Origin of the sequence: Cyclobacterium jeungdonense (genome assembly GCF_010994275.1) — a bacterium.
Lineage (GTDB): Bacteria > Bacteroidota > Bacteroidia > Cytophagales > Cyclobacteriaceae > Cyclobacterium > Cyclobacterium jeungdonense.
On the sequence record NZ_WMCD01000001.1, the window covers coordinates 523,273 to 541,475 of the forward strand.

The following is an 18,203-nucleotide window of genomic DNA, read 5'->3' on the forward strand; positions in this document are numbered from 1 at the left end:
TAGTGAGTATAACTACATCTGGAATCAAAATTAAGCAATTGTACCAGAATTTTGCCTACACGGCCTGTTTTTTATCCATTTATTTTAGAATAAAAGCAAATAAGTCCCTGATTTGCTGTTCGTTTAAGGTTTCCAGAAGGCGCTCTGGCATGACGGAAACCTGCTGAATCTCCATGGACTGGATATCATTCCCGGAAAGGAATTCCCCTTTCCCTCCCAAAGGCGGAACCAGGTACTTGGTTTCTCCTTCGTCTTTCTCCAGCTTCCCCCAAATTGTTCTTCCATCTTTTGTCCTAACCTCCATGGTTTCGTAGCCTTCCCGTATGGCTGCATTGGGATCAACGGCGTGGAGCAACCAGTAATCCAAATCACTACGGTCATATCCCGTCAAATCCGGCCCTATAGTGCCTCCTCCACCGTCCATTCGGTGGCAACTGCCGCAATTTTGAGCGAAAACCTGCTTTCCGGAAATAGCATTTCCTTCCCCGGATTTCACAATGGATTTGTATTTGGAAATAGCTTCGTTTTTTTCATCGGATGTCATCAATTGGGTCTCCGGCCAGATCTGCTTCGTTTTTTGACGGACAGCGTCGTCTTCCAACAAGTAGAAATGCCGGGCCAAAGAATAGGGTACGTCCTCTTTGTGGATCACTTTGGTTTCTATAATTTCCTCAAAAAATGCCTTGGCCCATTCCGGCCTGCTGCTAAACAGCCGGATGGCTTCCTCCCGAACGTAGGCATCGGCCCGAATTCCGGGATAAATGGAGGCCATTGTTTTACCGATTTCCAGATTGTCAAATTTCTTTAATGCATGAATGGCTGCCTGCTTCAAGGATCCCGGGCTGGCACCGGATCCAATAAGATCAATTAATGCCGGCAGGGCGGCCGCTGGCTGAAGTTCTCCCAACAAATGAACCATATTTAGTCGGGCGTTTAGCGGCTGCTCTGTGTCGCCGATTAGTTCAATGGCCTTGTCCAGGTTCGTAAAATCACCCGATCTTAAAGCCAATTCGAAAGGTTGGGTATCCTTTTCTTTTTCAGACACTTTATCCAAGAGGGGTTTGGGAAGGTTAATTAAATCCCTGCCTACCAGACCTTCGTAAAAACCGGCCACCAATACCTGATCGAACGACTCATCAGGAGAAAGCGAAAGTAGTTCGGTAGCAGCATCGTATTGATCCGCCCGAATCAAACGCTGCATCATACGCCCGGCCAAATGAGTCTTGCTTATGGGACTTTCCCAGATTTGAGGGTCTTCCCAAAAGTCCAAAACCAGGGGTAAATCACCGGCAACCTTGGATTCCAGCCCCCACCAAACCAACAAGGGTATATCCGGATCTTCCGCATCCGGGTTTGATAGAAGCAAGGCTTTCAATAAAGGAAGAGCTTGCTCCGTCGGCAACCTTTTGGCTGTGGAGGCGATTTGCCCGCTCACTTCTGCATCTTCCTCATGTTCCGTCGTTTCAATCATTGCTTCTAGCACCGGGGAGCTTACTGCGTTTTCGTCTCCTGCCAGTCGGTAGGTCCACATTCGTACGGTGGGATCTTTATGGTTCAAGGCTTTAATAATAAAGGCCTCATCAAAACCTTGGGACAAATGAATTGCCCATAAGGCCTCCAAGGCATGCTGCGGGTTTTCAGATTCAAACAATGAATGCAACGCCGGCAGGGCTGCCGGATCTTTTCGGTCCGCAAATTGCCTCAATGCCTGTTGGCGAAACCATTTGTTGGTATGTTTTAATAATTCGGTGAGTTCCTCCAAATCAGCTCTGGCCAAATCAAAGGATTCTTTAGTTGGAGATGCGTCCTTCGGTAAAATGCGGTATATCCTGCCGCTGCTCTTGTGCCAGGTATCCCTGGGATCCACATGGGAAAGCCTGCTGTCATACCAGTCGGCAAGGTAAACGGCCCCATCCGGACCGGTTTTGATATCCACCGGACGAAACCATTGGTCCGTGGTTTCCACCAGCATCTTCTCATCCTGGGTCGAAAAGGAAGAACCCGTTGGCTGGAAGGCGGTCAGTTGGACATAATTTTGAAGGGGATTAAGTGCCATCATTTTATTTTGGTAAGCTGCCGGTAAAAGATCCGCTTCGTAGATCATCACGGCATGGGTAAACCGCTTTTTCTCGCCATCTAAAGGCATATTAGGAAGGTGGCCAAAAGCATAGGGATTGGTCAACGCCCCGTGTTTGCCCCAGCTTTTCACATAGTATCCGCCTTGCTTGTAGTAAGGGCCGCGGCCATAACCATTGGAACCTGAAAAGATCCGGCCTTTCCGATCAAATTCCAGGTAAAAGGGGTTGTTTCCTCCTCCTTCCGCAAACAGTTCAAAGGTTTTGTTTTCCGGCTGGTACCTCCAGATGGCCTGTCCCTGAAAGGAAACGGGATCACTGTTTTCTGACTTGATGTTAGCAGTCGTGGTACTTCCCTGAACTCCGTAAAGCCAGCCGTCCGGTCCCCATTGCAGGCTGTTGGCAATGGCATGGGTATCCTCCAGACCAAACCCTTCCAGATGAACCTCCGGCTCTGCATCGGGTTTACCGTCTCCATCCGGGTCCGGATATGCCAGTAGGTAAGGTGGGTTTAAAACCCAAATCCGATCCCTGCCCAATGCCACCGAACTTGCGATATTTAAACCTTCAATGGCGTCAAAGGCATGCGAAAACGTTCCATCGCCCTCCTTGTCCTCAAAGACAGAAATGACATCCGCTCCTTTTGCTCCTGCCGGTGGTGCTTCCGGTACCCGATCAAATTTTACCCGAGTGTGGTTGTCTATGGAAGTAATTTTTAACCCTTCCGGATAAGGGTATTGTTGGTATTGCACCACCCATAGCCTGCCTTGCTGGTCAAAACTCATGTGGATCGGTTGGACTATGTCCGGTTCGCTCAGAACCAACTCCAGTTTTAAATCCTCGGGCAATCGAAAGGCCTGAATCGATTTTTCAGGATCCGTTGGACGCGAATCCGGATCGGTCAGGTCTCCTCTGCCTTCAAAATTTTCCATGTATTGGGCCACATCCTCGTTGGCAGCCAGGGAATGTTCAAATTTCTCCTGCTGCTCACAACCAACAAGAAAGATTACCAACAGGGCCATTGAGATGGAAAAGCACTGGTATTTTGGGTAGGAAATGGGGTGGTGGATAATCATTTGAAGTCTAGGATGATGAACAAAGGATTGTAGCGAATCGCCGCATTAAATTATGGAATTTAACCTAAGATTCGGTGTCATTATCCATATTTTTTAATATTTTCGCCTTATTCCTTCACAAAAATCAGAACTTTTGAAAATCAATAGCATAAACCTAACCGATCCTATGGCCGCAAAAGAAAAATATAATCATTTGAAACCAATTCTGACATTGTGGCTGGTAACCCTTTTCCTTATTTCGCCGACTTTTGCACAACAGGCCTCCTGGCATCCGGTGGATGCCAAAATTCTGACCCCTTGGGCAGAGGATATAGATCCGGCCAATCCACTTCCGGAGTACCCTCGCCCGCAAATGGAACGCGATGCCTGGACTAACCTGAATGGGCTTTGGAATTATGCCCTGGCGCCCAAAGGTGCTAGCATGCCTCAGGAATTTGACGGGGAAATCTTGGTGCCATTTGCCATTGAATCTGCCCTGTCCGGTGTGGGAAGTCGGGTAGGCAAAGACCAGGAGTTATGGTATTTCCGGAACATCGAAATCGACCGATCCATGCGTAGAGATAAGGTGCTGTTGCATTTTGGGGCGGTGGATTGGGAAGCCGAGGTTTTTGTCAACGGGCAGTCCGTTGGCGTTCATCAGGGAGGTTACGATCCCTTTTATTTCGAAATCAGCGAAGCCCTGCAATCCGGCAAAAATCAATCGATTGCCATTCGGGTATGGGATCCCACGGACGAGGGACCGCAGCCCCGAGGTAAGCAGGTGAACGAACCCAGGGGAATCTGGTACACACCGGTTACCGGTATTTGGCAGACGGTTTGGCTGGAAGCCGTGCCCGAGCAATACATCACTTCCCTGAAGAATACACCAGACTTTGACAATAATCAGATCCGGGTGCAAACCAATATTTCTTCTCCTGGCGAAAATCACAGGGTCCGCGTACGCCTGATGGCAGATGGCATGCAGGTAGGAGAAACCATTGTTGCGAACCAGGAAGAAGCCGTATTCACGTTGGATCAGCCGCAGGTATGGAGTCCGGAGAGCCCCTTTTTATACGATCTGGAAGTAGCCATTTTAAATGGTAATAGAGTGGTGGATCAGGTCAAAGGATATACCGCATTACGAAAAATCAGTACCGCTCCGGATGCAAATGGCATACAACGGATGATGCTAAATAATGAATTTGTCTTTCAATATGGTCCGCTGGACCAGGGCTGGTGGCCGGATGGCTTGTATACGGCGCCTACGGACGAGGCTTTGCTTTTTGATATTCAGAAAACCATGGATATGGGTTTCAACATGATCCGGAAACACGTAAAAGTGGAACCTGCCCGATGGTATCACCATTGCGATCGCCTGGGTGTGCTGGTATGGCAGGACATGCCCAGCGGAGATATGGGAAATCGCTGGGAATCCAGGCCGGGAGTGGTCGGTAAGGGTACGGAGAAAAACCGTACCTCCGAATCGGAAGAAATTTTCAGGAAGGAATGGAAAGCCATCATGGATGCCAATTACAATTTCCCTTCCATTGTTGTTTGGGTGCCTTTCAATGAGGCCTGGGGGCAGTTTGATACCGACGAAATCGTGGAATGGACCGTAGATTACGATCCCAGCCGCTTAGTGAATGGCGCCAGTGGAGGAAATTACACTCTGAAAGGGCAGATTATGGACATGCACAACTATCCGGACCCGGTCATGCCGGATCCCCAAATCTGGGGTGAGGAGCAGGTGATCGTACTGGGAGAATTCGGAGGCCTTGGCCTGCCGGTGGACGGCCATACCTGGCAGGAAAAAGACAACTGGGGCTATCAGAGTTTTAAAAATCAAACCGAGCTTCAGGAGCGCTACAGCCAGTTGATCCGGGACCTGAAACCGTTGATTCCCTTAGGCCTTTCTGCGGCCATTTATACACAAACCACGGACGTGGAAGTGGAAGTAAACGGATTGATGACCTACGACCGCGAGGTAATTAAATTTGAGCCTGCCTTTTTGCGGGACAAACACCAGGAATTATACACCATTAAAATCCCAATGAAATGAAATCGAGCATGACGCAAGCGATACACAGAAGGATGATTAGAAAGCATGCGAGATTCCATGTGACCTTTAAAAAAGCAAATTATAAACTCATGAAATTATCCTTTATTAGTTCCTTGGCCATTTCGGGACTGCTGCTAGCCTGCGGGCCGGCAGAAAAGCAACAAGTGGAAGAGGAGCAGACGACTAAAACCTTATCGGAAATGAACCCAGCAAAATTTGAAAAAACGATCGACGGAAAAGAAGTGAAACTATACCGGCTTACCAATGCCAACGGCATGGAAATGACTGTCACCAACTACGGTGCCCGGGTAGTGGAGCTTTTTGCACCGGATAAAAGCGGGAATTTTGAAGATGTGGTGCTGGGATACGACAACCTGGAAGATTACATCAATAGCCCTACTTCCTATTACGGTGCGCCCATAGGCCGCTATGGCAATCGAATCGCCGATGCCCAGTTTACGCTGAATGGGGAAACCTACCAATTGGAAGCCAATAATGGCCCCAACAACCTGCATGGATGGCCGGGCGGCTATCATATTGTGGTATGGGAAGTGTTGGAAGCAACGGATCAGAAGCTGGCCATGAAATACGTCTCTCCCGATGGAGAGGCCGGTTTCCCGGGAGAGCTTACCGTATTTATGAATTATCACCTAACCGATGACAACGAATTTAAAATCACCTACGAGGCGGAAACGGACAAACCTACCATTGTAAACCTGACCCACCATTCGTTTTTCAACCTGAATGGACAAGGGGAGGGAAATGTCAACAACCACATGCTGGAATTGAATGCAGACTATTTCACGCCGGTAAACGAGGTGCTGATTCCTTTGGGTGAGTTGCGCCCTGTAGAAGGTACACCGATGGACTTTACCGAGCCGCATCTGATAGGAGAAAGAATAGACGATGAGTACGAGCAACTTCAAAAAGCTGGCGGATACGATCACAACTGGGTGATCAATCGGGAAGAAGGAACCGATGAAACCATTTGGGCGGCATCGGTTTGGGTTCCTGAAAATGGCCGGAGGATGGAAGTCTACACCGACCAGCCTGGAGTTCAGGTATATACTGGAAATTTTATGGATGGGACCTCGGCATCTAAGGGAGATAAAACCTACGGTAAGCGGGGAGCGATTTGCCTGGAAACCCAGTTTTTCCCGGATTCTCCCAACCAACCAGAATTTCCATCGGTCACCCTAAATCCTGAAGAGACCTATACCCACGAATGCATTTACAAATTTTCTGTGATTGAATAATGAATACTGGGAACCCATTAGCACTATTTCTGAGCATGCTGGTTTTTCTGGCGGCCTGCTCAGGAAATTCCACGAAAAATTCGACAGGTCAGGGCACAGCCGATTCTGTTGCCAAGGAAGCAACCCTTCCCCTGCAGATTATGAAAGAGCGGGATGCCCTGGATGGCATTATCGATCCGGAGGCAACGGCTGTTATTATCGGCAGTGGTTTTGCATGGACGGAAGGACCTTTGTGGATTGCTTCCGAAGGAATGTTATTGTTTTCGGAGATTCCAGCCAATAAAGTGCATTCCTGGAAAGAAGGAGAAGCCCCGCAAGTCTACCTGGATCCGGCCGGATTTACCGGAGAAGGAAGCCGTGGCGGGGAATTGGGGTCGAACGGATTGTTGCTCGATCCTCAGGGAAACCTGGTGCTTTGCCAGCATGGAGACCGGCGGATGGCAAGGATGCTGGCCCCTTTGGACCAGCCCGAATCCAATTTTGAAACTATCGTTGGCGAATACGAAGGCATGCCTTTTAACAGTCCAAACGATGCTGTTTACGATGCGGATGGAAACCTTTACTTTACCGATCCTCCCTATGGACTGGAATCCAGAATGGATGATCCCGCGAAAGCCATCCCTTTTCAAGGCGTGTATCGTTACTCCAAAGAAGGGGAATTGGATTTGCTATTGGACAGTATTTCCCGTCCCAATGGTCTGGCCTTCATGGCGGATGGAAAGGAACTGCTGATCGCCAACTCTGATCCGGAAAAACCCTATTGGTATCGGTATTCCCTGGATGAAAATGGATTTCCCACCGAAGGACAGATGTATCACGATGCCAGCGAAGTGTCGGCAAGCAATCCCGGCCTTCCGGACGGACTGAAAGTCAGAAGCGACGGAACCGTCTTTGCTACTGGTCCCGGTGGCATCTGGATTTTCGATGCGGAGGGGCAGGTATTGGGCAGGTTGAACCTGGGCGAACGCTGCTCCAATGTGGCACTAAATGAAAATGAAGACCTGCTTTTTGTCACCGCCGATAGTTACGTGGTTAAGATAGCGTTGAAATAGGAGGAAGTTTTATGTTGTATATCGTACCCGGAAATCCCGAACGAAATCAAATCCCCCTCGCCCCCTTAAAAGGGGGAATTAGTTCAGTCAACTAAACCTCAACATCGGAATTTTTTCTCTTAACTTCTGCTTTAAATTATCCGGAAAGGCTTTTTTTCCCATAAAAAGGTCCGTCAATAGTTCGCAGCCTCGCTGCCCGTATTTCTGAATAAGCATATTTCGCATGGAGGGCTGGGCATAAAATATCCAGGCCATTAAAGCGGAGGTCTTTAACTCAGGAAGCAGTTTTTCCTCCAGCAAAGCCTGATAGGCATGGCCGGCAGCAATGCTTGATTTCCCGTTTTCTATAAGGGCTTTTGCCGCCAACTCCCCGGAATACAGGGCGTTGGAAATTCCTTCGGCCGTCAGCGGATCGGCAAATCCGGCCGCATCGCCAGCCAGGAAAACCCTACCCTTGGAAAACCCAGTTGTTCTGGGGGCAATGGGAATCTGGAAACCATGGGCAGAAGCGGAAAGCACCTCTTTGATTTGTAGTTTTTTCAGATACGCCTGGTAATATTCTTTTAAATTTATTTTTTGCTTTTTGAGGCTACAGACTCCCAGGGACAAATGGTTCCTTTTGGGAAAGCACCAGGCATAGCCATAAGGTACGGCATCCACGTCAAAGCGCGTTTTCTGCGACAGCCGCTCAAAATCCTCCGGATTAACGGTTACTTCGTATTCCAGCGCTGGAATAAGCTTTCTGCTTTCTTCCCAGCCCGCCAACTTCGCGGTTGGACTAAGCGCCCCATCAGCAGCAATCACATACCCGGCACGGACTTCCCCTAATGAAGTCTGGAGCAAAACCCCTTTTTCTTCCTGCGTCAATCCTTGTAGCGTACACTGCTCCATCAATTCCGCTCCTTTTTCCCGGGCTTTCCTTATCAACAGGGAGTCGAAGGAATCACGCATCACCATGCTGATAATCGGTTTCTCTCTACGCGTGGAAAAATACCGCTTGGAACCTTCAAAATAGACTTCGATTTCCAGGCATTCCGTTTCTACCGTGGCTTCGATCGAAAAGGGTAACCGGCTTTTTCCCCGGAATACCAGGCCTCCTCCGCAGGTTTTGTAGCGAGGGAGCTGTTCTTTTTCGATCAGGAGGACGCGTTTGTTTGCGGAGGCGGCGGTGTAGGCCGCCATGGCACCCGCCGGTCCCGTGCCGATTACGGCGATGTCGTATGCGTTCATGTGATAATTCAGAGCTCGTCCGGCTCCCTTTCGGGCACATCCGGACCGGTTAGGACTAGTTTTCCTTTTGAGGGATTAATAAGGTACCTGACCTGCATTTTATCCGGATCGGTTTCGTCGATATTTAGGCAGGCATTGTAAAACACTTTTTGAAACCCCAGCCAGAGCAATCCTTCTTGGGGGGATAAGAGCTCCTCCATTTCCAGAAGATGGACATTCTCTGCAACGGCTCCTTCGGAGCGGGTATAGTAACTCAGAAAAATCCCCAGCTCTTTTGCTTTTTGGGAGAAAAGGGAATCAAAGGATTCTTTTAGGTTGTCCTTTTTATCTTGTTCCTTCCAATCAAAAACCCACTTTTCCTGCATGTTCCTCGAAAATTAATTAATGTATGAAGTACCGGAATTCGCCCAAAACGGTAATAGTCCATTCCTGAAAGATTAGCGTATTACTTGCGAAAACCCTAAGGAGCTTTAAATATAAATAGTTAACTTGGAATCGAACAGAATCGTAACCAACAATTCCCCATTTTCCATGATTAGCACCAACGCTTTCCCGAATTTCCCTGATTTTTTTTACCGGAAAACACCTGTTTTCCATTAATAATTACCTGAATTAGTGAAGCTCTATTCAGGCTTAAGCAAGCAATTAATTACATCTTTATTAATAACCCAAACGAATGAAACCAATTGTTCAGATCAGTTTAGATTTAACGAATATTGAAGAAGCGCTGGAAACAGCGGCCATGGCCATGCGTGCAGGCGTAGACTGGCTGGAAGCCGGAACACCTTTGATCCTGGCCGAAGGCCTGCATGGAGTCCGTAAATTACGCGAAGCCTTTCCCGATACACCCATTGTAGCCGATTTGAAAACCATGGATGGGGGCTACCTGGAAGCAGAGATGATGGCCAAAGCTGGTGCTACCCACGTGGTGGTCATGGCCCGTGCCCACGAAGAAACCATCAAATGCGTGGTTCAGGCAGGAAAAGATCATGGCGTCAAGGTGATGGGCGACAACCTCGGTTGTCCGGACATGGTAGCCGGAGCGAAATTCCTGGAAGACCTGGGTTGTGATTTTATCGTCCACCATATCGGCTATGATGAAAGGAGAGGGATCGCCGCAAAAGGAAAGCGCATGCCCAGCCCCCTGGACCAGCTTAGAGAAGTAGTAAACGCTGTTAGCATTCCCGTGCAGGCCGTAGGCGGACTGAGCCTGGAGCAGGCCATTTCCACGCCAACTTATGGCGCTCCGCTGGTGGTGCTGGGCGCGCCCCTGACCATCGATGCGGATGCATTTAAAACCGCAGATGGAAATCTGGAAGCTTCGCTAAAGAAAATTTGTGATGCAGTACATGCGCACGGGGATGTAGGTATTTCTAAATAAAAATCAACAGGTACATGAAATCGAGCATGATGCAAGCGACCCACGGAGGGATGATTATGAAACATGCGAGATTTTATCTGACCGCTAAAAAAACATTCTATACAGATGAAATCAGCAGCAGTAGTAAACTATGCAGAAGCCAAAGGTTCTGTAGAAATACGTGAAATCGAACAACCTGAAATAGGAGAGGACGAAGTATTATTGGAAGTGGCCAACGTAGGGGTTTGTGGCAGTGACCTGCACCAATGGACCTCGGATCACAGTTGGCCGGTGAACTACCCGGTGGTACTGGGACATGAATTTGGCGGTAAGATCCTGGAGATCGGGCCGCGGGTGGAAGGATGGAAGACGGGAGACCGGGTGGTGAGTGAAACCGCCGCCGTGATCGACCCCCTGAATCCCATGAGCCGCGTTGGCCTGTACAACCTGGACCCCACCCGAAAAGGCTTTGGCTACGGGGTAAATGGGGCCATGACCCGCTTTGTAAAAGTACCGGCCCGCTGCCTGCACCGGGTACCGGAGCAGGTTCCTTTCGAGGAAGCCTGCCTTACCGAGCCCTGTTGCGTGGCCTACAATGCAGTTGTAGTGAACTCCAATATCCGGCCTGGCGACCGTGTGGTCGTCATCGGTCCCGGTACCATTGGCATGCTTTGCGCCGTTATGGCCCGCTTAAACGGTGCTGAGGTGGCCGTTCTGGGTCTGGAAGCCGATAGGGGCCGGCTGGAAATTGCCAAAGGCTACGGCTGTGAAGGCATTATTGGCGATGCTACCGACTGGGCCAAATCCCGGGACGGATTGGGAGCCGACCTGATTGTGGATGCCGCAGGAGCAAGCGCCACCCTGAAAATCGCCATGAACCTGGTACGCCCCAACGGGCAGATTACCAAGGTAGGCTGGGGTCCGCAGCCCTGTAATTTTTCCCTGGATCCCATCGTACAGAAAAACGTCCGCCTTCAGGGAAGTTTCAGCCACAACTGGCCCATCTGGGAAAAAGTCATCGGCATGATGGGTTCCGGCATGCTGGATGTCAAACCCATTATCGGAGGCGTATGGCCCGTTACCTCCTGGCTGGAAGCCTTTGAGAAAATGCATCATGGAGAAGTGGTAAAAAGCGTACTCAAACCCGTCTGATCATGCGACTAAAAGGAAAAGTAATCATCGTCACCGGCAGTACCACGGGCATCGGCAAAGCCATCGCCCTTCGTTGCGCAGCCGAAGGCGCCAAGGTGGTGCTGCACGGGCTGGAAAAGGATTGGGGAGAAGCGGTATTGCAAAAAATAGGAGTGGAGCAGGCTGCTTTGCACATAGAAGACCTGCAAGAGGACGGCTGTGCGCAGCGCCTGGTAGCCCTGGCCAAAGAACGCTTCGGGAAACTGGATGCGGTGGTAAACAATGCCGCCTGGGTGGTGTCCTCCGATCTGGAAAGCGTGGACCGGGCCTTTCTGGAAAAAGTGCTGGCCATCAATTCCATCGCCCCGCTTTTGCTGATCAAAGCTGCCCTGCCGGAATTATCCGCCAACAAAGGTAATGTATTGAACATCGGTTCCGTCAATGCATGGAGCGGTGAACCCAATCTATTGGCCTACAGCATGTCCAAAGGCGCGCTGATGACCATGACCCGAAACCTGGGTGACAGCCTTTTCCGTGATAAAGGCGTGCGCGTCAATCAGATCAATCCGGGCTGGGTGCTCACCGAAACCGAAAAACAACGCAAAAAGGAACACGGCCTTTCGGATACCTGGTACGAAGACCTTCCCAAGATGTACGCCCCGGCCGGACGAATCATTGCTCCGGAAGAAATCGCCGCCGCCGCTATCTTCTGGCTGTCCGACGAGTGCGGACCCGTAAGCGGACAGGTGATGGAGCTGGAACAGTACCCACTGATCGGCCGCAATGCCCCCAAAGATGCAAGTACCATTCATTAATTTTTCAATAAATACATTATGCCAAAATTAGCCGCATTTCCCAAAGCCTACATGCAAGCCCTGTGCAAAGACGGATCCATGAAACTGGAGGAATGGATTCAACTCGCCAGTACCCTGGACATAGACGGATTGGAATGGTACGCCGGATTCCTGGAAATGGAAGACAGCGCCCGCTGGCCCGAATTCAAGGCCCGGGTGGAAGATACCGGAAAAGTAATCCCCATGATGTGCTGTTCCCCGGATTTTACCCATCCGGATGCGGCTTTTCGGGAAAAGGAAATCGCCAAACAAAAACACTGGATCGACATGACCCGTGCCCTGGGCGGCAGCTATTGCCGGGTATTGTCAGGACAGAAACGACCCGAACTAAGCCTGGATGAAGGAGTGAAACTGGCCGCCGAAGCGATTATGAGCTGCATTCCCTATGCCGAAGAGCGGGGGATCACGCTGATTCTGGAAAACCATTACAAAGACGATTTCTGGACCTATCCGGAATTTGCCCAGAAAATGGACGTGTTCTGCCAACTGGTAGACAGCATACAGCATTCCCATTTTGGGGTCAACTACGATCCCAGCAATACCTTTCTGGCCGGTGAGGATCCCCTGGAACTGCTCCATCGGGTGTCGGACCGGGTGGTAACCATGCATGCCAGCGATCGTTACTTAAAATACGGTACCATCGAAGACCTGAAAAAAGAGGAAGGTGGGGCCGTGGGTTATGCCGAACGGTTGAGTCATGGGGAGATTGGCAAAGGACTGAACGATTACGATTCCATTTTCACCGAACTGAAGCGCGTGGGATTCGACGGCTGGGTCAGCATTGAGGACGGCGTGGACGGCATGGATCAATTGGAAAGAAGCGTGGCTTTTCTAAAGAAAAAGCTCGCCATCTACTGGCCCGAACAAGCCTGATTTCTTACCTCCCGATGGACAGCAAGCCTGCGGTCAATCGGGAAAAAATGCACGTATTATGAAAGCAACACTACTCTTCGATTCCCGCTGTGTACTGGCTGAAAGCCCCGTTTGGGAGCCAACAGAAGGCCGGTACCTCTGGGTGGATATAGAAAATGGAACCCTGTTTCGCCTGAAAAGGGGAGATACAACCCCCGAAAAATGGAGCTTTCCCCATCGCCTTACCATGATCATTCCCGACGGAAACGGCCAATACCTGCTGTCGCTGGATCGGAAACTGGCCAAATTTGACCCCGAATCGGAGCAACTTGACTGGCTATGCGAGGTGGAGCAGGACAAGCAGGACAACCGCTGGAATGACGGGGCCTGTGATAGCAAAGGCAGGCTATGGGCAGGCACCATGAGCACCAAATTCACCAAAAATGCAGGATCCCTGTACCTGGTGGATAAGGATCGGGTTCCCCAAAAAGTAATCGATCTGGTCAGCATCTCCAACGGCATCTGCTGGTCCCTGGACGAGCGCACCCTGTACTACATCGACAGTCCCACCCGAAAGATACAAGCCTTTGACTTCGATCTGGAGAAGGGCTTTATCAGTTTTAACCGGGTAGCCGTGACCATACCCGAGGAACTGGGCACGCCTGATGGCATGTGCATGGATCAAAACGGCAAGCTCTGGGTGGCCCATTACGGGGGATTCGGCGTGTACTGCTGGGACCCCGAGACCAGCCTGCAACTGGACAAAATCGACGTTCCCGCGCCACATGTCACCTCCTGCGCCTTTTCCGGACCAGACAACGACGAATTACTCATCACCACCGCCCGCGAAAACCTTTCCGCCGAAAAGATACAGCGGTACCCGCAAAGTGGAAGTGTTTTTACCTGTAAGGTTCCGGTAAAAGGAGCACAGGTCTACGGACCCGCCTTTTGATCACAAGAGGAAGGAAGTGGACTATAGGATCATGCTGACGGAATAGCCGGTTCTTCCCCCGGGACGTTTTCCGGGAAGGGGGGAGCGGCAGGTTTTGTTCCGGCGTATTTTTTTGCTGTACCCAGGTTATTTTTATTTGGTTGGCTGGATTTTTTGGACGGTATTCCAAGCCATTCTTAAATTAAACTACTATATTGTTCGTGTGTCTGGAAGGATTTGGAAGCAGCTGGTGGAAAACTTTTCCATGGAGGCTCGATGTATTTTCAAAGGCTGACGAAACTTCGGCTTAGAAGGCTTACTTCCCTACCAGACACAGCAATAGTCGAAGAAATAAACCCTGGCAAAAAAACAGACTAATAAGGGGTATCCAGTCGTAAATGGTTGGATAACCCTGATTTTTGTCTGGGAAATATATAAGTTAAAATGATGAAGGTGCTCTGTTTATATAACAATAAATACAATCAAGACTACTTGAGGACACCGTCTCCATCAGAGCAGCTAGCCATTCCCAAAATGAGCGAAGACATCTTTCCTCCTGTTGGAAAAATCCAGGACATGCCAAGGTAATTTACGATTACCAGGGGCAGCGTTTTGAAAAGTCAGGCAGTCCCTTGGAGAAGGGAAAGGATGTGTAGAAAGAAAAAAGTGGCTTAGGTTTCTCTCAAACAAATAGCGGGCACAGTGGAGGGATGTCACCCTGCACCCGTTTATTTTTTCCCTCCTTCCATAAACTCCGTTCCAAACGTCCATCCAATACCCTAACAAACGACATCGAAGCCGCAAAGGGGAGGTGCTTAGCTTTAAGCTTGCACTTCCAAGCTTCAAACGAACGGTTCCGAACTGCAAGAATGCGGTTTAAAACCGCAAGTTCGCAGGTTTTAGCTCTATCGACCCGCCAAAATGGCGCAAGTTTTCACTAAAAAGCCGCACGTACCCGGTTCCGAACTGCAAGCGTGCATGTAAAAACCTGACAGGCCGAGTTCGGAAGTACTCCCCCCCACTTCGGAAGTACCATTGTCGAGTTCCGGACCGGAAAAATCCGGTCAAAATGGCAGAAATTTCGTGATTTAACCAGAACGCTTCGGTTTTTTTGCAAAAAATAGAGCATTTTAGCTTCAAACGCCGGGTTCCGAACCGCAACGTTCGAGTTCCGAACGCCAACCTTGTCAGTTTGAGGTACCCCCTCCCACTTCGGAAGCGGGGGGGAGTACTTAAGAAGTGGGTAGGGGTACTTGACAAGTGAAGTAGGGTACTTCCGAACCAAATTTAAACCTTAAAAGATGTACATGGAAGAACCAAAAAAATTTTACTCAGTAAGAGTCATAGCGATTGCAACTTTCGTAGGGGGACCGCTTGCGGCCGGATATTTGGTAAAGAAAAATTATGAGACCTTAAAACAACCAGATAATGCAAAAAAATCGCTTGTTATAGGAGTAATAGCCAGTATAGTACTTTTTGCCGGCATATTTTTGATTCCGGAAGAGATTATTGATAGCATACCTAGTGCCCTCATTCCATTAATTTATACCGGTATCATCTACCTGATCGTTCAGAGAATTCAAGGGGAACGGCTAAAAAATCATAAGGAATCGAATGGAGAATTTTATTCTGCCTGGAAAGCGGCTGGCGTAGGTGCAATTGCGATGATTATAACCATTGCGGTAACGGTCTTGGTTGCTATAATTTTTAGTTGATTAAGGAATTTTAAAAAGGGATGGTTGCCCTCAGTGCCGTATTCCTTGTTGGCACCGGATTTTGATTAATGGCCTGCTGCTTGAAGTATTCATTTTGGCTAAAGCCAGGGTTTTTACTATACCATTTTTAAGAATGGGCTAAAGCCGCATTCCTATTGAAAAATCATCATTTGGAACCAGGATTCTCTTGATCAATTGCCTGCTGCTTGGGATATCGGTTTTGGCTAAAGCCGGGGTTCTTGCTTCTCCATTTTTAAAAATGGGTTAAAGCCCCATTCCCATTGAGGGATTATCATTTGGAACCCGGGTTCTTTTAATCAATTGTCTACTGCTAAGGGCAACGGTTTTGGATAAAGCCAGAGTTCTTGCTATTCGCTTTTTAGGAAGGGGCTATTGAAAAATCATCAATTGGAATCAAGGTCCTTTTAATCAATTGCCTACTGCTTCAGCTGTAGGCAATATAGGATTTTCCCCCCATCAATGGCTTTAGCCAAATCATTTATCCTTAAACCTTTCAAAACCATATTTCACAATTAACTCCTCATATTCTTCCTGGAATGTTTTGCGCTTGTGATGGACTTCCTGATTTCTGATGTAGGCTCTGACGTTATCCACCATCGATTCAGAAACAGACACCGCAAAATATTCATCCTGCCATTCAAATTTCTCTTGGGTAAGTTTGTTTTTATTAATCCAAAAAGAAGACTCTCCCTTTATCAATTGCATCAATTTTTGCATGGTTTGATCAATGCCCATAGAAACCAGACAATGACAGTGGTCTGAGTATCCGTTTATGTGATCAATAAAAATCCCTTTCTTCACTGCATTTTCCCGTATATGGGACCAAAGGTTCGTTCTCAAATTAATCGAATCCAGCAAGGGTACCCTGTTTTTGGTACTCCAAATAAAATGGATATAAACCTTTACAAATGGCATAATAAAGATGGATGAGAGTATATTAGATTTAATAAATCATTTTGAAATTTCTGTTAATTAAATCGGTATTTTAAACTAACGACCTATTAATTTATCAATTTCGGCTAAAGCCGGGGTTCTTGCTTCTCCATTTTTAAAAATGGGTTAAAGCCCCATTTCCATTGAGGGATTATCATTTGGAACCCGGGTTCTTTTAATCAATTGTCTACTGCTAAGGGCAACGGTTTTGGCTAAAGCCAGGGGTCTTGCTATTCCCTTTTTAAGAATGGGCTAAAGCCGCATTCCTATTGAGAAAATATTATTTAAAATCAGGATTCTTTTAATCAATTGCCTACTGCTTCAGCTGTAGGCAATATGGATTTCCCCCATCAATGGCTTTAGCCAAACCTTTTACCTTTAAACCTTTCCAATCCGGAATTTACAATTCCCTCTATTTTGGCTAAAGCCAGGGTTTTTACTATACCATATTTAAGAATGGGCTAAAGCCGCATTCCTATTGAAGAATATCCAATTAGAGGAATAGTCTAAAGCCGCATTTTATAGAAGAATCATCACTTGAAACCATGATTCTGACAATCAATTGCCTACTGCTTCAGCTGTAGGCAATATTGGTTTTTCCGTCTAGGGCTTTAGCCAAATTTTTTTCCTTAAACCTTACCAATCCAGATTTCACCATTTCATCCATTTTGGCGATGGTTTGGGTTTTATTCTATGGAATGGATAAAAGCCATATTCTTATTAAATTGAACCGGATTTTGATTTATTGCCTGCTGCTTGGGGTATCGGTTTTGGCTAAAGCCAGGGTTCTTACTATTCCCTTTTTAAGAATGGGCTAAAGCCCCATTCCTATTGAGAAAATATTATTTAAAATCAGGATTCTTTTAATCAATTGCCTACTGCTTTAGCTGTAGGCAATATGGATTTTTCCTCCATCAATGGCTTTAGCCAAATCTTTTACCTTTAAACCTTTCCAATCCAGAATTTACAATTCCCTCTATTTTGGCTAAAGCCAGGGTTTTTACTATACCATATTTAAGAATGGGCTAAAGCCGCATTCCTATTGAAGAATATCCAATTAGAGGAATAGTCTAAAGCCGCATTTTATAGAAGAATCATCACTTGAAACCATGATTCTGACAATCAATTACCTACTGCTTCAGCTATAGGCAATATTGGTTTTTCCGTCTAGGGCTTTAGCCAAATTTTTTTCCTTAAACCTTACCAATCCAGATTTCACCATTTCATCCATTTTGGCGATGGTTGGGGTTTTATTCTATGGAATGGATAAAAGCCATATTCTTATTAAAGAGTAATAATTTGGCACAGGATGTTGATTAGTGGGCCGCTGCTTTAGGTATTCATTTTGGCTAAAGCCAGAGGTTTTACTATTCCAATTTTAAAGCATTCCTATTGAGAAATAACCATTTAGAGGAATGGTATAGAGCCGCATTTTATTGAAGAATCATCAATTGAAACCATGATTTTGATAATCAATAGCCTACTGCTTCAGCTGTAGGCATTATTGAATTTTTACCAAACTAGGGCTTTAGCCAAAACTTTTATCTTTGAACCTTTCCAAACCAAATTTCACCATTTGATCCATTTAGGCGATGGTTTGGGATTCTATTCTATGGTCTGGGCTAACGGAGCATTTCTATTTATGTCGGGGTTTCCAAGGGGACCAAGGCGGCTGATGG

The 18,203-nt window shown here is 47.7% G+C and carries 13 protein-coding genes; 9 read left to right on the forward strand and 4 right to left on the reverse strand.

Annotated features, from left to right (window positions below; all coding sequences use genetic code 11):
* Positions 1–79: 79 nt before the first annotated feature.
* Positions 80–3,151: a DUF7133 domain-containing protein gene (locus GKS34_RS01980; protein ID WP_163383132.1), complete on the reverse strand. Its 3,072-nt coding sequence runs from the start codon at positions 3,149–3,151 to the stop codon at positions 80–82.
* Positions 3,152–3,317: 166 nt separating this feature from the next.
* Here GKS34_RS01980 and GKS34_RS01985 point away from each other — a divergent pair, with 166 nt between their 5' ends.
* From GKS34_RS01985 to GKS34_RS01995, 3 genes are read left to right on the forward strand one after another with little or no spacing between them, the layout of a single operon-like run.
* Positions 3,318–5,189: a glycoside hydrolase family 2 protein gene (locus tag GKS34_RS01985; RefSeq protein ID WP_163383133.1), complete on the forward strand. Its 1,872-nt coding sequence runs from the start codon at positions 3,318–3,320 to the stop codon at positions 5,187–5,189.
* A gap of 8 nt (positions 5,190–5,197) precedes the next feature.
* The gene (locus tag GKS34_RS01990; protein WP_240459158.1) at positions 5,198–6,445 is read left to right on the forward strand and encodes an aldose epimerase family protein; all 1,248 of its coding nucleotides are present in this window, start codon (positions 5,198–5,200) and stop codon (positions 6,443–6,445) included.
* Positions 6,445–7,497 carry an SMP-30/gluconolactonase/LRE family protein gene (locus GKS34_RS01995; protein WP_240459159.1) on the forward strand — a complete coding sequence of 351 codons (1,053 nt, stop codon included), beginning with the start codon at positions 6,445–6,447 and terminating at the stop codon, positions 7,495–7,497. Before GKS34_RS01990 ends, GKS34_RS01995 begins: the two co-directional genes overlap by 1 nt.
* Positions 7,498–7,584: 87 nt before the next feature.
* Here the strand turns inward: GKS34_RS01995 and GKS34_RS02000 are convergent, their stop codons facing one another.
* Together GKS34_RS02000 and GKS34_RS02005 are read right to left on the reverse strand one after the other, a co-directional pair.
* The gene (locus GKS34_RS02000) at positions 7,585–8,727 is read right to left on the reverse strand and encodes a geranylgeranyl reductase family protein (RefSeq protein ID WP_163383135.1); all 1,143 of its coding nucleotides are present in this window, start codon (positions 8,725–8,727) and stop codon (positions 7,585–7,587) included.
* An 8-nt stretch (positions 8,728–8,735) separates the two neighbouring features.
* Positions 8,736–9,092, reverse strand: coding sequence for a hypothetical protein (locus GKS34_RS02005; protein WP_163383136.1), 357 nt, complete (start codon positions 9,090–9,092; stop codon positions 8,736–8,738).
* Positions 9,093–9,403: 311 nt separating this feature from the next.
* Here GKS34_RS02005 and GKS34_RS02010 point away from each other — a divergent pair, with 311 nt between their 5' ends.
* The 6 genes from GKS34_RS02010 to GKS34_RS02035 all read left to right on the forward strand — a co-directional run bounded on the left by GKS34_RS02010 (position 9,404) and on the right by GKS34_RS02035 (position 15,570).
* The gene (locus tag GKS34_RS02010) at positions 9,404–10,108 is read left to right on the forward strand and encodes an orotidine 5'-phosphate decarboxylase / HUMPS family protein (protein WP_163383137.1); all 705 of its coding nucleotides are present in this window, start codon (positions 9,404–9,406) and stop codon (positions 10,106–10,108) included.
* 105 nt (positions 10,109–10,213) lie between these two features.
* Positions 10,214–11,239 carry a zinc-binding dehydrogenase gene (locus GKS34_RS02015; RefSeq protein WP_163383138.1) on the forward strand — a complete coding sequence of 342 codons (1,026 nt, stop codon included), beginning with the start codon at positions 10,214–10,216 and terminating at the stop codon, positions 11,237–11,239.
* 2 nt (positions 11,240–11,241) lie between these two features.
* Positions 11,242–12,033 (forward strand): SDR family NAD(P)-dependent oxidoreductase, encoded by a 792-nt coding sequence (locus tag GKS34_RS02020; RefSeq protein WP_163383139.1) that lies wholly within the window; start codon positions 11,242–11,244, stop codon positions 12,031–12,033.
* 18 nt (positions 12,034–12,051) lie between these two features.
* Positions 12,052–12,945: a sugar phosphate isomerase/epimerase family protein gene (locus GKS34_RS02025; protein ID WP_163383140.1), complete on the forward strand. Its 894-nt coding sequence runs from the start codon at positions 12,052–12,054 to the stop codon at positions 12,943–12,945.
* Between the two features lie 58 nt (positions 12,946–13,003).
* Positions 13,004–13,876 carry an SMP-30/gluconolactonase/LRE family protein gene (locus tag GKS34_RS02030; protein ID WP_163383141.1) on the forward strand — a complete coding sequence of 291 codons (873 nt, stop codon included), beginning with the start codon at positions 13,004–13,006 and terminating at the stop codon, positions 13,874–13,876.
* 1,286 nt (positions 13,877–15,162) lie between these two features.
* Complete coding sequence (locus tag GKS34_RS02035; protein ID WP_163383142.1) at positions 15,163–15,570, forward strand: hypothetical protein; 408 nt, start codon at positions 15,163–15,165, stop codon at positions 15,568–15,570.
* A 495-nt stretch (positions 15,571–16,065) separates the two neighbouring features.
* On the opposite strand, the gene tnpA is transcribed toward GKS34_RS02035, so the two are convergent.
* Positions 16,066–16,506 (reverse strand): IS200/IS605 family transposase, encoded by a 441-nt coding sequence (gene tnpA / locus GKS34_RS02040; RefSeq protein WP_163383143.1) that lies wholly within the window; start codon positions 16,504–16,506, stop codon positions 16,066–16,068.
* Positions 16,507–18,203: the final 1,697 nt, after the last annotated feature.